Annotated in this window: 16 protein-coding genes; 10 read left to right on the top strand and 6 right to left on the bottom strand. The window is 64.6% G+C overall.

Features of this window, described 5'->3' with window-relative positions:
- Positions 1 to 178 precede the first annotated feature (178 nt).
- From rpsO to RSW2DRAFT_RS02385, 3 genes are all read left to right on the top strand, one after another.
- A complete protein-coding gene (rpsO, locus tag RSW2DRAFT_RS02395) occupies positions 179 to 448 on the top strand; it encodes a 30S ribosomal protein S15 (protein ID WP_008027682.1) in 270 nt (89 codons plus the stop codon).
- Between the two features lie 148 nt (positions 449 to 596).
- Positions 597 to 2,732, top strand: coding sequence for a polyribonucleotide nucleotidyltransferase (gene pnp / locus RSW2DRAFT_RS02390; protein WP_008027680.1), 2,136 nt, complete (start codon positions 597 to 599; stop codon positions 2,730 to 2,732).
- 241 nt (positions 2,733 to 2,973) lie between these two features.
- Positions 2,974 to 4,281 (top strand): D-amino acid dehydrogenase, encoded by a 1,308-nt coding sequence (locus RSW2DRAFT_RS02385; RefSeq protein ID WP_008027678.1) that lies wholly within the window; start codon positions 2,974 to 2,976, stop codon positions 4,279 to 4,281.
- A gap of 71 nt (positions 4,282 to 4,352) precedes the next feature.
- Here RSW2DRAFT_RS02385 and RSW2DRAFT_RS02380 read toward each other — a convergent pair whose 3' ends face one another.
- Together RSW2DRAFT_RS02380 and RSW2DRAFT_RS02375 are read right to left on the bottom strand one after the other, a co-directional pair.
- A complete protein-coding gene (locus RSW2DRAFT_RS02380) occupies positions 4,353 to 5,006 on the bottom strand; it encodes a peroxiredoxin (protein ID WP_008027676.1) in 654 nt (217 codons plus the stop codon).
- Positions 5,007 to 5,064: 58 nt separating this feature from the next.
- Positions 5,065 to 6,000, bottom strand: coding sequence for a glycosyltransferase family 92 protein (locus tag RSW2DRAFT_RS02375; RefSeq protein WP_008027674.1), 936 nt, complete (start codon positions 5,998 to 6,000; stop codon positions 5,065 to 5,067).
- Between the two features lie 145 nt (positions 6,001 to 6,145).
- Between RSW2DRAFT_RS02375 and RSW2DRAFT_RS02370 the strand changes: the two genes are divergently transcribed.
- From RSW2DRAFT_RS02370 to RSW2DRAFT_RS02360, 3 genes are all read left to right on the top strand, one after another.
- Entirely contained in the window at positions 6,146 to 7,591 is a 1,446-nt protein-coding gene (locus RSW2DRAFT_RS02370; protein ID WP_008027672.1) for an aldehyde dehydrogenase family protein, read from the top strand.
- A gap of 310 nt (positions 7,592 to 7,901) precedes the next feature.
- Entirely contained in the window at positions 7,902 to 8,156 is a 255-nt protein-coding gene (locus tag RSW2DRAFT_RS02365; protein WP_008027670.1) for a DUF883 family protein, read from the top strand.
- A 3-nt stretch (positions 8,157 to 8,159) separates the two neighbouring features.
- Positions 8,160 to 8,558 carry a hypothetical protein gene (locus RSW2DRAFT_RS02360; RefSeq protein ID WP_008027668.1) on the top strand — a complete coding sequence of 133 codons (399 nt, stop codon included), beginning with the start codon at positions 8,160 to 8,162 and terminating at the stop codon, positions 8,556 to 8,558.
- A 3-nt stretch (positions 8,559 to 8,561) separates the two neighbouring features.
- Here the strand turns inward: RSW2DRAFT_RS02360 and RSW2DRAFT_RS02355 are convergent, their stop codons facing one another.
- From RSW2DRAFT_RS02355 to RSW2DRAFT_RS02340, 4 genes are all read right to left on the bottom strand, one after another.
- Positions 8,562 to 9,209: an RluA family pseudouridine synthase gene (locus RSW2DRAFT_RS02355; protein WP_008027666.1), complete on the bottom strand. Its 648-nt coding sequence runs from the start codon at positions 9,207 to 9,209 to the stop codon at positions 8,562 to 8,564.
- A gap of 1 nt (position 9,210) precedes the next feature.
- Positions 9,211 to 10,107, bottom strand: a complete 897-nt coding sequence (locus RSW2DRAFT_RS02350) for a homocysteine S-methyltransferase family protein (RefSeq protein WP_040671427.1) — start codon at positions 10,105 to 10,107, stop codon at positions 9,211 to 9,213.
- Entirely contained in the window at positions 10,104 to 10,736 is a 633-nt protein-coding gene (locus RSW2DRAFT_RS02345; protein ID WP_008027662.1) for a LysE family translocator, read from the bottom strand. The genes RSW2DRAFT_RS02350 and RSW2DRAFT_RS02345 overlap by 4 nt, the downstream gene beginning before the upstream one ends.
- A 119-nt stretch (positions 10,737 to 10,855) precedes the next feature.
- Positions 10,856 to 11,641 carry a DeoR/GlpR family DNA-binding transcription regulator gene (locus RSW2DRAFT_RS02340; RefSeq protein ID WP_008027660.1) on the bottom strand — a complete coding sequence of 262 codons (786 nt, stop codon included), beginning with the start codon at positions 11,639 to 11,641 and terminating at the stop codon, positions 10,856 to 10,858.
- A 148-nt stretch (positions 11,642 to 11,789) separates the two neighbouring features.
- Between RSW2DRAFT_RS02340 and glpD the strand changes: the two genes are divergently transcribed.
- The 4 genes from glpD (at position 11,790) to RSW2DRAFT_RS02320 (ending at position 17,255) form a co-directional block, all read left to right on the top strand.
- Positions 11,790 to 13,367, top strand: a complete 1,578-nt coding sequence (gene glpD, locus RSW2DRAFT_RS02335) for a glycerol-3-phosphate dehydrogenase (RefSeq protein ID WP_008027658.1) — start codon at positions 11,790 to 11,792, stop codon at positions 13,365 to 13,367.
- 300 nt (positions 13,368 to 13,667) lie between these two features.
- Positions 13,668 to 14,198, top strand: coding sequence for a hypothetical protein (locus tag RSW2DRAFT_RS02330; RefSeq protein WP_040671426.1), 531 nt, complete (start codon positions 13,668 to 13,670; stop codon positions 14,196 to 14,198).
- A gap of 433 nt (positions 14,199 to 14,631) precedes the next feature.
- Complete coding sequence (glpK, locus tag RSW2DRAFT_RS02325; protein WP_008027654.1) at positions 14,632 to 16,110, top strand: glycerol kinase GlpK; 1,479 nt, start codon at positions 14,632 to 14,634, stop codon at positions 16,108 to 16,110.
- Positions 16,110 to 17,255 carry an iron-containing alcohol dehydrogenase gene (locus tag RSW2DRAFT_RS02320; protein ID WP_083800636.1) on the top strand — a complete coding sequence of 382 codons (1,146 nt, stop codon included), beginning with the start codon at positions 16,110 to 16,112 and terminating at the stop codon, positions 17,253 to 17,255. Before glpK ends, RSW2DRAFT_RS02320 begins: the two co-directional genes overlap by 1 nt.
- Positions 17,256 to 17,295: the final 40 nt, after the last annotated feature.

Below are 17,295 nucleotides of genomic sequence, written 5' to 3'. Positions count from 1 at the left end.
CGGTGCGCGATCCAAAAACCGCGGGCTGGCACCCTGCACCACCGATCCGGGGCGAAATGCCTTTTCTTTTGCGCCAAATTCCCCTATACGCGCGCATCCGCCGCAGGGTGGATACCTCAAGGGCCTCGCTGGACGACATCCCGGCCTGCGCCGTCACACGCACCTCAAGGAGATCCCGATGTCGATCACTGTCGAAGAAAAAGCCCGGCTGATCACGGAATACGCAACCAAGGAAGGCGACACCGGGTCGCCCGAAGTTCAGGTTGCCATCCTGTCGTCGCGCATTGCCACGCTGACCGAACATTTCAAGATGCACCGCAAGGACAACCATTCCCGGCGCGGCCTGTTGATGATGGTCGCCCAGCGCCGCAAGCTGCTGGACTATCTGAAAGGCAAGGACGAGGCCCGCTATACCGCGCTGATCGCGCGTCTGGGTCTGCGTCGCTGAACCAAGAAAGCGCGCCCCTCGGGGCGCGTTTTTCACAAGGCCCTTCCCTCGGGTTCCGGGGCGGGGTGTCACACCAGGAACCACGGGCAGGACGCCCGTATGACCACAAGGCCGGGCGGAGGGTCCCCCGACCAGTATAGGATAGAGAATGTTCAACGTTACACGGAAATCGATCCAATGGGGCGGCGAGACGCTGACCCTCGAAACGGGCAAGGTTGCCCGTCAGGCCGACGGCTCGGTGATCGCCACTCTGGGCGAAACCAGCGTCATGGCCAACGTGACCTTCGCCAAGACGGCGAAACCGGGGCAGGATTTCTTCCCGCTGACCGTGCATTACCAGGAACGCTACTACGCGGCCGGCAAAGTGCCCGGCGGCTTTTTCAAGCGTGAAGCCCGCCCGTCGGAAAAGGAAACCCTGACCTCGCGGCTGATCGACCGTCCGATCCGGCCGCTGTTCGTCGATGGCTTCAAGAACGAAGTGCTGCTGATCGTCACCGTGCTGTCGCATGACCTGGTGAACGAGCCCGACATCCTGGCGATGATCGCGGCCTCTGCCGCGCTGACCATTTCCGGCGTGCCGTTCATGGGGCCGATCGGGGCTGCCCGCGTCGGTTTCTCCAAAGGCGCCTATGTGCTGAACCCCGATGTCGAAGACATGCAGAAGCTGCGCGAAAACCCCGAGCAGCGGCTGGATCTGGTCATCGCCGGCACCAAGGACGCGGTGATGATGGTCGAATCCGAAGCTTACGAGCTGTCGGAAGACGAGATGCTGGGCGCCGTGAAATTCGGCCATGAAGCGATGCAGCCGGTGATCGACCTGATCCTCGACTTCGCTGAAGACTGCGCCAAGGAACCCTTCGACTTTGCGCCGCCGGACTATTCGGCGCTGTATGCCGCGGTGAAAGCTGCGGGCGAAACCCAGATGCGTGCCGCTTTCGCCATCCGCGACAAGCAGGACCGCACCAACGCCATCGACGCTGCCTCGGCGGCGATCAAGGCGGCGCTGACCGACGAGCAGAAGGCCGACGAGAACCTTGGTTCTGCGATCAAGAAGCTGGAAAGCTCGATCCTGCGTGGCGACATCATCAACGGTGGTGCACGCATCGACGGGCGCGACAACAAGACGGTGCGGCCGATCACCTCGGAAACCGGCATCCTGCCGCGCACCCATGGTTCGGCGCTGTTCACCCGCGGTGAAACCCAAGGCCTGGTGATCACCACGCTGGGCACCGGCGAGGATGAGCAGATCATCGACGCGCTGCACGGCAACAGCCGGTCGAACTTCCTGCTGCACTACAACTTCCCGCCCTATTCGGTTGGCGAAGTGGGCCGCTTTGGCCCGCCCGGTCGGCGCGAGATTGGCCATGGCAAGCTGGCCTGGCGGGCGCTGCAAGCGGTTCTGCCGCCGGCGACCGAGTTCCCCTATACCATCCGCGTCGTGTCGGAGATCACCGAATCCAACGGCTCTTCGTCGATGGCGTCGGTCTGCGGCGGCTCGCTGTCGATGATGGATGCGGGCGTGCCGCTGAAAGCCCCGGTGGCCGGTGTGGCCATGGGTCTGATCCTGGAAGACGACGGCCGCTTTGCCGTGCTGACCGACATTCTTGGCGACGAGGATCACCTCGGAGACATGGATTTCAAGGTGGCCGGCACCGAGAACGGCATCACCTCGCTGCAGATGGACATCAAGATTGCCGGCATCACGCCCGCGATCATGGAGCAGGCTTTGGCGCAGGCCAAGGACGGCCGTCTGCACATCCTGGGCGAAATGTCCAAGGCACTGACCGGGCCGCAAGCCTTCAGCGCCTATGCGCCGAAGATCGAAACGCTGACCATCCCCACCGACAAGATCCGCGAAGTGATCGGTTCGGGCGGCAAGGTGATCCGCGAGATCGTGGAACTTTCGGGTGCCAAGGTCGATATCAACGACGACGGCGTGATCAAGATCGCGTCCTCCTCGGCGGAAGCCATCAAGAAGGCCTACGACCTGATCTGGTCGATCGTGGCCGAGCCGGAAATCGGGCAGATCTACACCGGCCGCGTGGTGAAACTGGTCGATTTCGGCGCTTTCGTGAACTTCTTCGGCAAGCGTGACGGGTTGGTTCATGTGTCGCAGATCGCCTCCAAGCGGCTGCAGCACCCGAACGAATACCTGAAGGAAGGCCAGGAAGTGAAAGTGAAGCTGCTGGGCTTTGACGACCGCGGCAAGGTGCGCCTTGGCATGAAGATGGTCGATCAGGAAACCGGGGCCGAGATCACCGAGGCCAAGACCGAAGAGGCGTAAGCTTCCGGTAGCAACGGCAAAAAGGCCCCGGTGGAAACGCCGGGGCCTTTTCCTATCGGATCAGCCCCCGATTACCCTGGTGTGATCTGCGGCCATTTCACTTTATGTCGAAGATTTCCACTATGATTTGCACATTTTATCGAATCTTCTTCGATATAATGACTGTTTTTAGCCCGAAATCCCCAAGAAATCCCGCGTCATTTCGGCCATTCTTCTGCGAACGCGAATAGAAGAGGTTGCCATGCGGATCGTGATTCTCGGAGCCGGTGTGATCGGTGTGACCTCGGCCTGGTATCTGGCCAAGGCAGGGCACGAGGTCACGGTGATCGACCGTCAGACCGGACCGGCACTGGAAACCAGCTTCGCCAATGCTGGCGAGATCTCGCCCGGCTATGCCGCGCCCTGGGCGGCGCCGGGCATCCCGATGAAGGCGTTCAAGTGGATGTTCATGCGGCACGCGCCCCTGATCATCCAACCGCGCCCTGATCCGGCCAAGGTTCGCTGGATGGCGCAAATGCTGGCCAACTGCACCGCGCAGGCCTATGCGATCAACAAAAGCCGCATGGTTCGTCTGGCCGAGTATTCGCGCGACTGCCTGATCGAGTTGCGGGCTGAAACCGGCATCCGCTATGACGAACGCACGCAGGGCACGCTGCAAGTGTTCCGCACCCAGAAACAGGTCGATGCCGCGGGCAAGGATATCGACGTGCTGCGCGCCGACGGCGTGCCGTTCGAAGTGCTGGACGCCGCTGCCTGCGTGGCCGCCGAACCCGGCCTTGCCAATGCCCGCCACAAGATTGCCGGTGGCCTGCGCCTGCCCGGCGACGAAACCGGCGATTGCTTCAAGTTCACCTCCGCGCTGGCCAGCATGGCCGAGGCCGCCGGCGTGACCTTCCGCTATGGCGTGTCGATCGACGGGCTGGAGGCCGAGGGAGGCCGCATCGCCGCTGTCCGCACCAGTCTGGGTCGCATCACCGCCGACAGTTTCGTGGTGGCGCTGGGCAGCCATTCACCGGCGCTGGTGGCACCACTGGGCCTGCGCCTGCCGGTCTATCCGCTGAAGGGTTACTCGATCACCGTGCCGATCCTTGATGAAAGCCGGGCCCCGGTCTCGACCGTGATGGATGAAACCCACAAGATCGCCATCACCCGTCTGGGCGACCGCATCCGTGTGGGCGGCATGGCTGAACTTGCGGGTTTTGACGCCTCGCTGTCGCCCCGCCGGCGCGAGACGTTGCAACATTCGGTCGAAGACCTGTTCGGTGGCGCGGGCGACCAAAGCCAGGCGCAATTCTGGTGCGGCCACCGTCCGATGACCCCCGATGGCACGCCGATCATCGGTCGCACCACGCTGCCCAACCTGTTTCTGAACACCGGCCATGGCACATTGGGCTGGACGATGTCGGCCGGTTCCGGCCGGGCGCTGGCTGATCTGGTGTCGGACCGCCGGACCGAGATCGACATGTCGGATCTTGGCTATGCGCGCTATCTGAAACCCGCGCGGCAAACCCGGCGCAGCCAACGCCCGATTGCGATTCCGGCAGAATAAACCCGTATCACCAGACCATCGGCGCAGAGCCTGCCGGTTCTGCGCCGTTCTTGCGGTGGCTGTCGTCGCGGTTAATTCGGCGCCTTGGCAAACCGCAGATAGGGCAGACGCATGTCCAGCTTGCCGAACTTCGCTGTGGCTTGCTCGTTGGTCAGGCTCAGTGCCACGATCACATCCTGCCCCGGCACCCAGTTGGCGGGGGTGGCAATCGGCACGCCATCAGTGGCCCGCACCGCATCCAGCGCCCGCAAAATCTCGGCAAAGTTGCGGCCAACCGACATCGGGTAGGCCATTGTCAGCCTGATCTTCTTGTCCGGCCCGATGATGAACACCGTGCGCACCGTGGCCGAATGGGCGGGCGTGCGGCCATCGGGCAGATAGGCGTCGGCGGGCAGCATGTCGTAAAGTTTGGCCACAGTCAGGCTGGTGTCGTCGATGATCGGGAAATCGGCAGGGGCACCGCCAAAGGCCTCGATGTCGCGCTTCCATTTCAGGTGTTCGGCCACCGAATCCACCGAAACGCCGATCACCTTGGTGTTGCGCTTGGCGAATTCACCGGCAAGCTGCGCCACGGCACCAAATTCGGTGGTGCAGACCGGGGTGAAATCCTTCGGGTGCGAAAAGATGATGGCATAGCTGTCACCGATCCAGTCGTGCAGCCGGATGGTCCCGGCGGTGCTTTCGGCGGTGAAGTCGGGGGCAGTATCGTTGATGCGAACAGACATGATCGGCCTTTGCAATGAGAAGCGGTCTGCTTGACATATAAGCATTGCCGCAGGGAATTCATCCCGTTACCGGCGTCCCGGCAGGAAAACCGGCGGTTCTGCCACCGGTCACGCGCGCCAGATAATCCAGCGCCGCACGGTCCTCGACCTCGCCCGCCTCGATGTTCTCGACCTTGCGCAGCACCCGGCGCAGGTGGTCGGCGTCCGGCGTGGTCAGGTTCGGCCCCCGCGCGATCTTGGCGCGCAATTCGGCGTCCGAGCGGGTGTAGTAGTGGTTCAACTGGATATGGTCGGCGGAATAGAAGGCCCGCGTTTCCCGTGCCGTCAAACTGAAGCTTTCGCCGCGGTCGTTGCATGTGTCGGTCTGCCCGTCAGTTTCAATGGCGTGGACCTTGATCGCCGTCACATGGCAGGGATCGACGATCATCTTGAAATTGCGCAGGCCGCGGGTGTTGCTCATCGGGTCGGGGTTGCGGCGGGTGTAATTTTCCAGCACCCCGCCCGCCGGTGGCTGCATGTGGCCCGCGCGGCCGAACATGTGCCAGGGCAGGCTGATGCAGCGGCAGCCCCCCAGATGCGCCAAGGCTTGCGGCAGGCTATCCGCCTGTTTCGGCACCAGAAACTCATCGACATCCAGATAGCTCAGCCAGCGGTGCCGCCCGCCGAAATTGCGCGTGGCATGGGCGTAGGCCAGCACCTGATTGTGAATCTCGTGCCCCCGGCCATCGCGCAGCTTCTGGTTCCAGGGCATCACCACCAACGCTTCGCCCAACGCCGCGCGCAGCACCTCGATGGTGCCATCGGTGCAGCCATTGTCATAGACATAGAACCGCGACACCCCCGCAAGCGCGTGAAACCGCGCCCATTCGGCGGCATGGCGCGCCTCGTTGCGCACGATCAGCACCAGCGCCAGCCCGGCCCGGTCGGGCGCTGGTTTCGGCGGATCAAAGGCGATCCGGGTGATGCTTTGGCCGCGCTGCAAGAACCCGAACATGGCGCCCTCCTGTTGCCCCGGCAATATCAGCCCAAACCGGCCTTGGCAAAGCCAACCGCGCCGCAATAATTTGATCAAATCTAGCAAAGCCCCCTTGCGCCACGCCCCGGCCAGTGCCAATTTGCCGCAACCTTGGAGGGCTGACATGCTTGAGCACCGCAATTTCTATATCAACGGCCAGTGGACAGCCCCCGCCGCCCCGCGCGATTGCACCGTGATCGACCCTTCCACCGAGGAAGCCTGCGCCGTGATCTCGCTGGGCAGCGAGGCCGATACCAACGCCGCCGTTGCCGCAGCCAAGGCCGCCTTTCCCGGCTGGGCCGCCACCCCGCCTGCCGAGCGCGCGGCGCTGGTCGAGCGGATTCTGGCGCAATACGAGGCCCGCAAGGAAGAGATGGCCGCCGCCATCAGCCTGGAGATGGGCGCGCCGATCGACATGGCGCGCGACAGTCAGGCGCCCTGCCTGCCTTGGCATCTGAAGAATTTCCTGACCGCGTTCAACCACATCGAATGGGTGCGCCCGCTGGGACCGAACACCCCGAACGACCGCATCGCGCTGGAACCCATCGGCGTGGTTGGCCTGATCACGCCGTGGAACTGGCCGATGAATCAGGTGACGCTGAAGGTGATTCCGGCATTGCTGGCGGGCTGCACCTGCGTGCTGAAACCCTCGGAAGAAGCGCCGCTGTCGTCGCTGCTGTTTGCGGAATTCGTGCATGACGCCGGGGCGCCTGCGGGGGTGTTCAACCTGGTCAACGGCGATGGGCCGGGGGTGGGCAGCCAGCTTTCGGCGCATCCGGATGTCGAGATGATCAGCTTTACCGGCTCGACCCGCGCTGGTCGCGCCATCTCGGTCGCCGCAGCGCAGACCCTGAAACGCGTGGCACTGGAGCTGGGCGGCAAGGGTGCCAACCTGATCTTTGCCGATGCCGATGACCGTGCGGTCGAACGCGGCGTGCGGCACATGATGAACAACTCGGGGCAAAGCTGCAACGCCCCCAGCCGGATGCTGGTGGAACGCTCGGCCTATGCCCGCGCGGTCGAAATCGCCGCGGAAGTCGCCAGTTCGATCAAGGTCGCCTCGGCGCACGAGGCTGGCCGCCACATCGGCCCGGTGGTCAACCAGCGGCAATACGACCAGATTCAGGGCTTTATCCAGAAGGGTATCGACGAGGGTGCGCGGCTGGTGGCCGGTGGTCCGGGCCGCCCCGATGGGTTGAACCGCGGCTTCTTCGTGCGGCCCACGGTGTTTGCCGATGTCATCCCCGGCATGACCATCGAGGCCGAGGAAATCTTTGGCCCGGTGCTGTGCATGATCCCCTTCGATACCGAAGCCGAGGCGGTGGCGATTGCCAACAACACCCCCTACGGGTTGACCAACTATGTGCAATCCGCCGATGGCAGCCGCCGCAACCGTCTTGCGCGGCAGTTGCGGTCCGGCATGGTCGAGATGAACGGCAAATCCCGCAGCGCCGGCGCGCCGTTTGGTGGCGTGAAAGCCTCGGGCCGCGCCCGCGAGGGCGGCGCCTGGGGGATCGAGGAGTTTCTGGAGGTCAAGGCGATCTCCGGCTGGGAGCCGGGCGCCGACTGAGGGTTTCGTTTTCCCAACCCTTGCCGCCGGCCACGCTTCCTGAAGGCCTGCACCTGTAACCGCGCCAAATCCCTGCCGGATACTGACACGGATCAGTGCCGCTTTTGGCAAAAAGGCGCATCATTTGCGTGGCGCCGCCCCACGCCGATTCTCCGGGGCAAGGAGCTGTCCATGAACCAGATCATTTACCTTGTCGGCCTTGTCGTTGTGGTGATGGCGATCCTCGCCTTCTTTGGTCTGCGCTGATCCGCACCCCATATGCGACTTGTTGGCACCGCAAACCGGTGCCGCTTTTCCGAAGGAGAACCCCATGAGCATCGCGAAATCCGAATTTACCGACGACCTGCGCGAACAGGTTGCCGCCCTGCGTGCCGATCTGGCCAAGCTGACCACCACCGCCAGCGAAGGCGTGACCGAAGGCGTGGGTGCCGCCCGCAAGCAGGTGGAGAAGGCCGGCCATGACGCCAAGATCAGCGTGGTCGATGCCGTTGTCGCCAACCCTTTGGGGGCCATCGGCATTGCCGCCGGGCTTGGCTTTCTGGTTGGCGTGATGACGAGGCGCTAAGCCATGGCAGCGCAATTTGCCGCCCTGTTGCGCGAACTGACCGCCCGCAGCGGCGAGGCGTTGATGGGTCGCATCATCGCCTCGCTGGCCTCGGCGGTGCTGCTGATCGTGGCGCTTGGGTTTCTGACCGCGGGCGGTTTCGGCTTTCTGGCCGCCCGGATCGGCGCGCCGATGGCCGCGCTGACTTTCGCCGCGCTGTTTGCCGTTCTGGCCCTGCTGGTCGATGCGATCAGCCGGGTCAACGCCAAGCGGCGGCGCCAGCAGGCCGAGGCGGCGCGGGCGCAACTGACCTCGCAAGTGTCAACCCAGGTCGCCGCCGCCAGTCTGGTGCTGAAAAGCGCTGGGTGGCTGCCACTGCTGGCCGCGTTTCTGGCCGCCTTCGCCTTGGCGCGAAAGCAATAGGCCTCAGAACGGGCAGGGGGCGGTGAAGGTCAGGCTTTTGCCGGTTTCCGGGTGGCGGAACCGCAGGGATTCGGCGTGCAGCATCAGCCGCGGATGCTCGCAGGCGGCCCCCGAGGCATAAAGCGCATCCCCCAGGATCGGATGCCCCAAGGCCGCCATATGCACCCGCAACTGGTGGCTGCGCCCGGTCAGCGGCATCAGCCGCACCCGGGTTTCCGCCTTGCCATATTTCACCACCCGCCAGTCGGTCTGCGCCGGGCGCCCGGTGTCATGGTTCACATGCTGCCGCGGCCGGTTCGGCCAATCGACGATCAAGGGCAGGTCCACCCGCCCCTCGCGCGGCTCCAGCAGCCCGTCCAGCCGGGCAATATAGACCTTCTTGGTCTGCCGCTTTTCGAACTGCTGGCCCAGCGCCCCCTGCGCCGCCTTGTTCATGGCAAACACCATCACGCCCGAGGTATCGGTATCCAGCCGGTGCACCAGCAGCACCTCGGGAAACACCGCCTGCAAGCGGGTGATCAGGCAATCGGCCTTGTCTGCCCCCTTGCCCGGCACCGACAAAAGCCCCGCGGGCTTGCTGACCACCAGCACCTGATCGTCGTGATACAGGATTTCCAGCGGCACATCGGGCGGGGTGTAGGTATAGCTCACCTTAAACGATCTCGTGCCCCGCCGCCCGCAAGGCAGCAGCAAGGGCGGCGATATGCGCAGGCCCCACCTCGCAGCAGCCACCGACGATGGTCGCCCCCTGCGCTACCCAAAACATGGCGAAATCGGCATATTTCGCGGGTGTCAGGTCATGGCGATGCTCCAGCACATCGACCGTCGGGGCATCGGCCTTGAAGGCGGCGTTGATATGGGTAAAGCCGTTGGCATAGGCGCCGAAGGGCACGCCGAAACCCGCCACCTGCGCCAAGGCTGCCGCCATCGCCTCGGGCACCGAGCAGTTTACCAGCACCGCCGCCGGCTTGTATCGCGCCACCAGTGGCGCCAGATCCGCCACCGCCTCGCCCGAGCGCAAGCGGCTGCCATCGGCATCATCAACCGTGACCGACAGCCAGACCGGCTTGCCCGCCGTCAGCGCCCCTGCCAGCGCGCCCTCGGCCTGCTGCACCGAGGCCATGGTCTCGCACAGGAAGAAATCCACCCCAGGAGCCAGCAGGGCGGCGATCTCGGCATATTTCACCGCTGCCTCGGCCACTGGCGGGCAGGTTTCCGGACGGTAGGAGGCGACCAGCGGCCCCAGCGACCCGGCAATCCGCCCGGACCCATGCGCCGCCCGCGCCTCTTGCGCCTGTGCAAGCGCCTTGGCGTGCAAGGCGCCAAACAGGTGATCGACGCCAAACCGTTCCAGCCGGTCGTGGTGAATGGCATAGGTGTTGGTGGTGGCCACCGTCGCCCCGGCGGCGAAATAGTCGGCGTGGATCTGGCGCACCACATCGGGGTGATCCAGCATCACCTGCGTCGCCCAAAGCGGCGTCGGCGCATCGCCGGTGCGGGCCAGCAGTTCCTGCCCCATGCCGCCATCAAGTAGCGTGATCTGCATCATTCTCCCCCTGCATCCAGAACCAGCTTTGCCGCCAACCCGACGAACATCACCGAGGCCACCTTGTTCACGATCTCCATTCGCGCCCCCAGCGCCTGCCCGACATAGCCCGCCAACGCACCATAACCCATGGTCACCAGCGTGCCGGTAAAGGCAAAGATGCTGCCCAAGGCCACGATCTGCTGCCAGACCGGCCCGACCTGCGGTTCGACGAATTGCGGCAGAAAGGCCAGCACGAACAGCACCGGCTTGGGGTTCAGCATGTTGGTCAGCACGCCGCGCCGGAACGCCCGCGCCGCTGTCGGCATGCCGCGCCCCTGACCCGAAGCACCGGCCTGCCAGGCCTTCCAGCCCAGATACAGCAGGTAAGCCGCGCCGAGCCAGCGCACCGCGTCCAGCGCCTGCGGATAAAGCGCGATCAGCGCCGAAACACCCAAGGCCGCCAGCGTCACATGCCAGACCACGCCAACCCCGGCGCCAAAGCCCGCCGCCGCCCCGACCCGCGGCCCGCCCTGAATGCCGCAAGCTGTGGCAAACATCGCATCCGCCCCAGGCGCGAAATTCACCACCAGCCCGCCCGCGATGAAGGCGGCCAGTTGTTCGGGCGGCATGACAAACAGGATGTCGAACATCGGGCGGGCCTTTCGCGGTCTGGCCGCACCATCCCTGCCACACCGCGAAAGATCAAGGACCAGATACGCCGCTCGACGCTCCCTTGCGGGCGCTTCTCGTTGACCAGCGCCGAGGGCGGTCACGCCCGAGAAGCGGCCCCGCCAGACTCCGCCACATGCACCGCCGTGCCCCATTCGGCACATTTGCGCGCCAACGCCTCGGGCAACGGCTTGTCGGTGAACACCGCGTCAATGTCCGCCAGCGACGCCAGCCGCGCCGGGGCCGAGCGTTCCAGCTTTGATCCGTCCACCACCAGATATACCCGCCGCGCCTGCCGCAGGATCGCCTTCGACACCCGCACCTCGGCCAGATCGAAATCCAGCAGATCTCCATCCGGGTCCAGCGCCGAAATGCCGATCACCGCGTAATCCACCTTGAACTGCTCGATGAACTGCGTCGTCAGATCGCCCACCAAACCGCCATCGCTGCGCCGCAAGCCACCGCCCGCCAGCATGATCTCGCAGCTTTCATTGGCAACCAGAGTGTTGGCGACATTCATGTTGTTGGTCACCACGGTAATCTGGCGGTGCTGCAACAGCGCCCGCGCCACCGCCTCGGTCGTGGTGCCGATGTTCAGGATCAGCGAGCTGTTGTCCGGGATCGCCCGCGCGCAGGCCCGCCCGATCGCCGCCTTGGCATCATCGTTCATCTGCCGCCGTTCGGCGTAGCCGATGTTGGAAACCCCGGTCCGGATCACCGCCCCGCCATGCACCCGGTCCAGATGCCCGGCCTCGGCCAGATCGGTCAGGTCGCGGCGGATGGTTTGCACCGTCACGCCCAGGCGGTCGGCCAGAGCTTCCACTGCCACCCGCCCCTCGCCACGGGCAATCTTCAGGATTTCCGCCTGCCGTAAACTCAGTGCCACCTGCATCCCTCCTCTGCGTCTCTGCCTTCTGCCACAGCACAAAACGAAAGTCATCCTGCGCGTTTCCATTCGTTTCAGCAAAAAGCGCAAAATAACGAATGTCAGGCCGCCTGAACCGCGCTATGTTTGCCAAGAACAGGAGACTCCCATGCCACCGCACGATTCCCCCCCCGTTGACCTTTTCATCATCGGCGGTGGCGTCAACGGCTGCGGCATTGCCCGCGATGCGGCGGGGCGCGGGCTGTCGGTCACGCTGGCGGAAATGGGCGATCTGGCGCAGGGCACCTCCAGCGCCTCGACCAAGCTGTTCCACGGTGGCTTGCGCTATCTGGAGTATTTCAAGATCCGGCTGGTGCACGAGGCGCTGACCGAACGTGAAACCCTGCTGGTTGCCATGCCGCATATCAGTTGGCCGATGCGCTTTGTGCTGCCCTATCACCCGGCCATGCGGTTCGAGACCGATACGCCGGTGTCGAAACTGATGGCGCTGCTGATGCCCTGGATGCGCGGTCGCCGCCCGGCCTGGCTGATCCGGCTGGGCCTGCTGGTCTATGACACGCTGGGCGGCCGCAAGATCCTGCCCGCCACCCGCACGCTTGACCTTGCCCGCGATCCAGCGGGGGCGGCCTTGCAGCCGAAGTTCCGCCACGCCTTTGAGTATTCCGATTGCTGGGTCGAGGATTCCCGCCTCGTGGTGCTGAACGCCCGCGCAGCGCAGGCCCATGGCGCGCAGATCATGGTCGGCACCCGCGTCACCGATGCCCGGCGGGATGGCGACCTGTGGCACATCACCCTCGAGTCCGCCGATGGCACTACCCAGCACCGTGCCCGCGCCTTGGTCAATGCCGGTGGGCCGTGGGTCGAGGATGTGATCCGCAACGTCACCCATATCCAGTCCACCGAGGGCGTGCGGCTGGTGCGCGGCAGCCATATCGTCACCCGCCGCCTGTTCACCCATGACCGTTGCTATTTCTTTCAGGGCACCGATGGCCGCATCGTCTTTGCCATCCCCTATGAACAGGATTTCACCCTGATCGGCACCACCGATCTGGACCATGAAGGCCCGCCCGGGTCCGCCACCTGCACCGAGGCCGAGAAGGACTATCTGCTGACCTTCGTCTCGCAATACTTCGCGCAGCCGGTGACGCGCGAGGATATCGTCTGGTCCTATTCCGGCGTCCGCCCGCTTTACAACGACCACGCCAGCTCGGCCACCGCCGCCACCCGCGATTATGTCCTTTCCCTCGATACCAACGGCCCGCCGCTGCTGAACGTCTTTGGCGGCAAGATCACCACCTACCGCCGCCTGGCCGAGGCCGCCCTTGCCAAACTCGCCCCCCATTTCCCCAACCTTCCCCCCAACTGGACCGCCCGCGCCCCGCTTCCGGGCGGCAACTTCCCCCACGACGGCGTGCCCGCCCTGACCGCCCGCCTGCGCGTCGACTATCCCTTCCTGACCGACTACTGGTCCGCCCGCCTGATCCGCGCCTATGGCACCGAGGCCTGGCAAGTGCTGGGCACCGCCGGAACCGCGTCCGCCCTCGGCCAGGATTTCGGCGCCACCCTGACCGAAGCCGAGGTCCGCTGGCTGATGCAGAAGGAATACGCCCGCACCGCCGCGGATGTGGTCTGGCGCCGCACCAAGCTTGGCCTACGGCTGACGGCGGAGGAGGTGGAGGCGCTGGCGGGGTGGATGGGGAGAAAGGTGTCCTCTTCAATTTTTTAGCCGCCACCCGGTGCGTTCCTGAAGTTCGATATCCTGGTGCAAATTTGCGCTGCGACTCATCATGATGGCTTGGCATGTTGGTTGAAATGAAACCTTCGGGCAGAACCACACAGGGTGGGAACCTTCAGTCTTGGTCCAGTGGGATCTTCCGGATCATTGCTTCTGTCAACTACTTGCAAACAAACAGAAATCATTTTGCATTTCAACGGAAATGTGGAAGCGAGAACAAAGCCAGAATTCGCCATTCCGAGAACATTTTCGACTTGCACGGGGCTTCGTCCGGCGCTATGATAAGCCATCATGGATCAAAATCTTTCACTCATTCAGAACCGCCGGGACGTAGTCGAGCAGGAGATTGCACGGCATCGCAATTCCATTGCTGTCCTTGAAAACGAATTGGGCGAACTTGAAATGGCTGAGCGAGTCGTAACTCGTTTGTCTGGAGGGGGTGGGCTTGAAGCGCAGCCGAACCTTGCAACAACCGCGGTTGAGCTTCCAGCGGCGCGTGCGAGGGAAAAGCGCACTTTGCCTGAAATGATCATCACCATTCTGCAAGAGAAATTGGCAGACGGAATCAATGGAATGGAACCGAAGTTCGCAACCAAGATCATTCGGGACCGATGGGACCGGAATGTCGCGGGCACTTATGTATCCACGACTTTCTGGCGCATGTGGAAGGGAAACCTTCTGCACAAGGACGAGGGGTCGTCGGTCTACCGTCTTCCCGAAAAGAAAGAACCCGCTGACATGTTGCCTGGGGAGGCGTCAACGGGCTCTTTGTTCAACACCCAAGCGAAAGGCCGTGAAGCCGTGCCGGGGGGTGGGACATGAGATTATGACCTAAGCCACACTCCCTAGTCGCCCCGACATGTCGGGGCGACACATATTGTGGAGCATCGCGTCTTCGACTTAGATTTCGCTCGACTGCGCCAGCAATATGCAACTTTCTCTACCATGAGCGCGCGAATCAGTCAATAGAATCACGGAGTTGGGTCTGCTTGCCACTTTCTCCTCCGAGATATGGCTTCCTGCTTGGAGTGCAGGTCAGAATGAATGGTAGCGGGCGAAATGCTGAATGAATCAGCTAGCACTGCGAATCGCAAGCATCAATCATCACATCCTATACATTCTTCTCTAAAGATATTGCCACCCGGTGAGCTTGCAATTGACTGCAGGCGGTCCATCACTGAACAACAAGAAATATTGTTTCAGTCTCACACATCGTCCATTCTACCTGTGACTGACCCCCCAAGGCCACCCCCCCATGACCCAAATCCTCGCCATCGACCAGGGCACCACCTCCACCCGGGCCATCCTGTTCACGGACGGCCTCACCCCGATCACCTCGGCGCAGGAGGAGTTTCCGCAAATCTACCCGGCTTCCGGTTATGTGGAGCATGACCCCGCCGACCTATGGCGCACCACCCTTGCCACCACCCGCGCCGTGCTTTCCCGCACTGACCCGGCGAAAGTTGCCGCCATCGGCATCACCAACCAGCGCGAAACCACCCTTGCCTGGGATCGCTCCACCGGCCAGCCGATCCACAACGCCATCGTCTGGCAAGACCGCCGCACCGCCGACACTTGCGCCCGCCTGCGCGCCGAGGGGCACGAGCCGATGATCACCGCCCGCACCGGCCTGCTGCTGGACCCGTATTTCTCGGGCACCAAGCTGGCTTGGCTGCTGGACAATATCCCCGGTGCAAGGGCGCGGGCGGAGCGGGGCGAGCTGGCTTTCGGCACGGTGGACAGCTTTCTGATCTGGCACCTCACGGGCGGCAAAACCCATGCCACCGACGCCACCAACGCCAGCCGCACTCTGCTTTACAACATCCGCGACGGCGGCTGGGATGCCGATATCTGCGCCCTGCTGAACATCCCGATGGAGCTGCTGCCAGACGTGCGCGATTGCGCCGCCGATTATGGCAGCACGCAAGCCGACCTGTTCGGGCGGGCGATCCCGATCCTTGGCGTGGCGGGCGATCAGCATGCCGCCACCGTCGGGCAGGCCTGTTTCACGCCGGGGATGCTGAAATCCACCTACGGCACCGGCTGTTTTGCCCTCTTGAACACCGGCGATCAGATGGTGCCCAGCCGCAACCGCATGCTGACGACGCTGGCATATCAGTTGAACGGCAAGCCGACCTATGCGCTGGAAGGCTCGATCTTCATCGCCGGTGCCGTGGTGCAATGGCTGCGTGACGGGCTGCATCTGATTGGCGCGGCGGGCGAGACCCAAAGCCTCGCGCAAACCGCCGATCCCTCGCAGGACGTGGTGCTGGTGCCCGCCTTCACCGGCCTTGGCGCGCCGTATTGGCAGCCGGACTGTCGTGGCGCCGTCTTCGGCCTGACCCGCAACACCGGCCCCGCCGAACTGGCCCGCGCGGCGCTGGAAAGCGTCGGTTTCCAGACCCGCGACCTGTTGGGGGCGATGCAGGCCGATTGGGGGGCGGGGCAGGCGGCGGTGCTGCGGGTAGATGGCGGCATGGCGCGTAGCGACTGGACGATGCAGTTTCTGGCCGACATTCTGGGTGCGCCGGTGGATCGGCCACAGGTCACCGAAACCACGGCGCTGGGTGCCGCCTGGCTGGCCGGTCTGCAGGCCGGTATCTGCCCCGGCCCGGAGAAATTCGCCCAAAGCTGGGCGCTGGAGCGCCGCTTCACCCCCGCCATGCCCCCCGATATTCGCGCGGCGAAATACGCTCGCTGGCAACGCGCCGTCGCCGCCACGGTCAGCGTATGATCGCGCCATTCGGCATCACCGCCCCCGCGCGCATCCTGTTCGGTCGGGGCGAATCCGCCAAAGCTCCGGCGCTGATAACGGCCTTCGGCACCCGTGGCGTGCTGGTGCATGGCGCCAACCCGGCCCGCGCCCAGTGGCTGCTGACGGCGCTGCAAGACCTCGGCGCCGAAGTGCTGCCGCTGCCCTGCCCGCGCGAGCCTGACCTTGCGATGCTGAACGCCGCCGTGGCGCAGGCCAAGGGTGCCGGGGCCGAGTGGGTGGTGGGCCTTGGCGGTGGTGCGGCGCTTGATCTGGCCAAGGCGGTGGCGGCGCTGCTGCCCGCCCCCGGCGGTGCGATGGACCATCTGGAGGTGGTGGGTCGCGCCCTGCCGCTGGCCGCCCCGCCGCTGCCTTTCATCGCCATCCCCACCACTGCGGGCACTGGCGCCGAGGCCACCAAGAACGCCGTCATCGGCCTGCCCGAGCATCACCGCAAGGTCAGCCTGCGCGATGACCGGATGCTGGCACGACTGGCGATCATCGACCCCGCCCTGACCGACCACTGCCCACGCGCCGTCACCCTCGCTTCGGGCCTCGACGCCCTCACCCAGGTGATCGAGCCTTACGTCTCGTGCCGCGCCACCCCCTTCACCGACGCGCTGACTCTGCCCGCCATCGGCAGCGGCCTGACAGCCCTGATCCGGCTGATGCAGGTCGAAGACCCGGAAGCCCGTGATGCGCTGGCCTGGGTCAGCCTGTGCGGCGGGCTGGCGCTGGCCAATGCGGGCCTTGGCGCGGTGCACGGCCTGGCCGGGGTGATCGGCGGTAGCACCGGGGCCGCGCATGGCGCGATCTGCGGCGCACTGCTGGCGCCGGTGCTAAGCGCCAATCTGGCGGCAACCTCTCCCGGCAGCCCCGCCCATGCCCGGCTGACCACGGTCTGCAGCCTGATCGGCACCGCCTTCGGCACCACGCCCGAGGCCGCCCCCACAGCCCTTGCCACCTGGATCCGCGCCGCGGGCCTGCCCGGCCTCACCGCCCAGGGCCTATCCCCTGCCGATCACGCCGCCACCACCCTTGCCGCGCAAGCCTCGTCCTCCATGCAGGGCAACCCGGTGCCGCTTTCCCCCGCCACCCTGCAACAGGTGCTGGCCGCCGCCTCCTGACCTGCGCATTCATCTTTGCACAAATATCCCCCGCGGAGCG

It is taken from the genome of Rhodobacter ferrooxidans, assembly GCF_000176015.1.
GTDB classification, from domain to species: domain Bacteria; phylum Pseudomonadota; class Alphaproteobacteria; order Rhodobacterales; family Rhodobacteraceae; genus Pseudorhodobacter_B; species Pseudorhodobacter_B ferrooxidans.
Note: the sequence above shows the minus strand (reverse complement) of the source record. Positions and strands in the feature narration are given on the sequence as shown.

Coding starts and splice junctions, on each gene's coding strand:
- rpsO (WP_008027682.1), top strand. CDS start 179: ATGTCGATCACTGTCGAAGAAAAAGCCCGGCTGATCACGGAATACGCA.
- pnp (WP_008027680.1), top strand. CDS start 597: ATGTTCAACGTTACACGGAAATCGATCCAATGGGGCGGCGAGACGCTG.
- RSW2DRAFT_RS02385 (WP_008027678.1), top strand. CDS start 2,974: ATGCGGATCGTGATTCTCGGAGCCGGTGTGATCGGTGTGACCTCGGCC.
- RSW2DRAFT_RS02380 (WP_008027676.1), bottom strand. CDS start 5,006: ATGTCTGTTCGCATCAACGATACTGCCCCCGACTTCACCGCCGAAAGC.
- RSW2DRAFT_RS02375 (WP_008027674.1), bottom strand. CDS start 6,000: ATGTTCGGGTTCTTGCAGCGCGGCCAAAGCATCACCCGGATCGCCTTT.
- RSW2DRAFT_RS02370 (WP_008027672.1), top strand. CDS start 6,146: ATGCTTGAGCACCGCAATTTCTATATCAACGGCCAGTGGACAGCCCCC.
- RSW2DRAFT_RS02365 (WP_008027670.1), top strand. CDS start 7,902: ATGAGCATCGCGAAATCCGAATTTACCGACGACCTGCGCGAACAGGTT.
- RSW2DRAFT_RS02360 (WP_008027668.1), top strand. CDS start 8,160: ATGGCAGCGCAATTTGCCGCCCTGTTGCGCGAACTGACCGCCCGCAGC.
- RSW2DRAFT_RS02350 (WP_040671427.1), bottom strand. CDS start 10,107: ATGATGCAGATCACGCTACTTGATGGCGGCATGGGGCAGGAACTGCTG.
- RSW2DRAFT_RS02345 (WP_008027662.1), bottom strand. CDS start 10,736: ATGTTCGACATCCTGTTTGTCATGCCGCCCGAACAACTGGCCGCCTTC.
- glpD (WP_008027658.1), top strand. CDS start 11,790: ATGCCACCGCACGATTCCCCCCCCGTTGACCTTTTCATCATCGGCGGT.
- RSW2DRAFT_RS02330 (WP_040671426.1), top strand. CDS start 13,668: ATGGATCAAAATCTTTCACTCATTCAGAACCGCCGGGACGTAGTCGAG.
- glpK (WP_008027654.1), top strand. CDS start 14,632: ATGACCCAAATCCTCGCCATCGACCAGGGCACCACCTCCACCCGGGCC.